The 1,412-nt window shown below is 40.2% G+C and carries 4 protein-coding genes; all 4 read left to right on the top strand.

All coding sequences use genetic code 11. From position 1 onward, the window contains the following. Positions 1-111: 111 nt before the first annotated feature. Positions 112-366, top strand: coding sequence for a type II toxin-antitoxin system Phd/YefM family antitoxin (locus tag PL85_RS18040; protein ID WP_005526636.1), 255 nt, complete (start codon positions 112-114; stop codon positions 364-366). Then, positions 359-628, top strand: a complete 270-nt coding sequence (locus tag PL85_RS18035) for a Txe/YoeB family addiction module toxin (protein WP_005464459.1) — start codon at positions 359-361, stop codon at positions 626-628. The genes PL85_RS18040 and PL85_RS18035 overlap by 8 nt, the downstream gene beginning before the upstream one ends. Before the next feature lie 234 nt (positions 629-862). Beyond that, on the top strand, positions 863-1,117 hold the full coding sequence (locus PL85_RS18030; RefSeq protein ID WP_009836585.1) for a type II toxin-antitoxin system Phd/YefM family antitoxin: 255 nt from the start codon (positions 863-865) through the stop codon (positions 1,115-1,117). Continuing rightward, entirely contained in the window at positions 1,110-1,373 is a 264-nt protein-coding gene (locus PL85_RS18025; RefSeq protein WP_115340172.1) for a Txe/YoeB family addiction module toxin, read from the top strand. The genes PL85_RS18030 and PL85_RS18025 overlap by 8 nt, the downstream gene beginning before the upstream one ends. The last annotated feature ends 39 nt before the right edge of the window (positions 1,374-1,412 follow it).

The raw sequence follows: 1,412 nt of genomic DNA, 5'->3' as shown, positions 1-1,412 counted from the left end.
GCAGCTTAATTTGGCGTTAGTTGCCTTATCAATATTTCATGTTCAATTTTCTGTACAAGTAGAATGGTGAAGATTGTACTTGTTCCATTAAATGTACATGTGGAGATTCTTATGAGAATTGTATCTTTTACTGAAGCTAGAAATGGTCTCAAGGCTGTTTTGGACGGCGTAGTTAATGACGCCGATACGACAGTTATTACTCGCCGTGATTCTGAAGATGCAGTGGTTATGTCGTTAGACTACTACAATAGCCTTATGGAGACAGTTCACTTACTACGCTCTCCTCAAAATGCTGAACACTTAAACCGTTCGATAGCACAGTACCGTGCTGGTAAAACAACAGCACGAGAGTTAATTGATGAGTAGTAGTCAACGTCTACTGTCGTGGACTGATGACGCTTGGGATGACTACCTGTATTGGCAAACTCAAGACAAGAAAACACTCAAGCGCATTAATAAACTCATCAATGATGTTAAGCGCTCCCCATTTGAGGGCATCGGTAAACCAGAGCCGTTAAAAGAAAACTTGTCTGGTTTTTGGTCTCGTCGTATTGATGACACTAACAGGCTTGTTTACGCAGTTGATGATCAAGCGATAACGATAATTTCGTGTCGTTACCACTACTAAATCAGGCTCAGCGATCTGGCATCTAACAAGGCATTTAAGAGTGATTCCCAACGCTTGGTATTTTTCATTCCATCGTTGGGTTTCGTGTTTACGGTGGTATGGTTAAGTATAGTGGTAGCGTTGCTCACACCTTAATGCGGCGTTAGCTGCTTACAAGTTCGCATGTTCCATTAGCTGTACAAGTTGGTTTTTTAGTCATATACTTGTCTCATTAAACGTACATGTGGAGGTTTTATGAGAATTGTATCTTTTACCGAAGCTAGAAATAGCTTGAAAAGCGTTTTGGATGCTGTTGTTAATGACGCAGATACAACCGTGATCACACGTCGTGATTCTGAGGATGCCGTTGTTATGTCACTAGATTATTACAATAGCTTAATGGAAACGGTTCATTTGCTTCGCTCTCCGGCAAATGCTGAGCACTTACATCGTTCAATTGCTCAATTTAAAGCGGGTAAGGTGAGCCAAAGAGATTTAATCGATGAGTAGTCGTTTATTATCTTGGACTGATGAATCTTGGAATGATTATGTTTATTGGCAGACGCAAGACAAGAAAACACTTAAACGTATAAATAAACTCATCACTGATGTTAAGCGTTCTCCTTTCGAGGGCATAGGTAAACCTGAACCACTAAAAGAAAACTTATCTGGTTTTTGGTCGCGACGAATAGACGATACGAATAGGTTAGTTTATGCGATTGATGATAGTGCTATCACAATCATTTCTTGCCGTTATCACTATTAATTTAGGCTCTATCGTCAGGCAGCTAACAAACGCTTCAAG

It is taken from the genome of Vibrio anguillarum, assembly GCF_001989995.2.
Classification (GTDB): Bacteria; Pseudomonadota; Gammaproteobacteria; order Enterobacterales; family Vibrionaceae; genus Vibrio; species Vibrio anguillarum.
Note: the sequence above shows the minus strand (reverse complement) of the source record. Positions and strands in the feature narration are given on the sequence as shown.

Bases quoted from the DNA above. Each gene is read 5' to 3' on its own strand.
- PL85_RS18030 (WP_009836585.1), top strand. From the start codon at position 863: ATGAGAATTGTATCTTTTACCGAAGCTAGAAATAGCTTGAAAAGCGTT.
- PL85_RS18035 (WP_005464459.1), top strand. From the start codon at position 359: ATGAGTAGTAGTCAACGTCTACTGTCGTGGACTGATGACGCTTGGGAT.
- PL85_RS18025 (WP_115340172.1), top strand. From the start codon at position 1,110: ATGAGTAGTCGTTTATTATCTTGGACTGATGAATCTTGGAATGATTAT.
- PL85_RS18040 (WP_005526636.1), top strand. From the start codon at position 112: ATGAGAATTGTATCTTTTACTGAAGCTAGAAATGGTCTCAAGGCTGTT.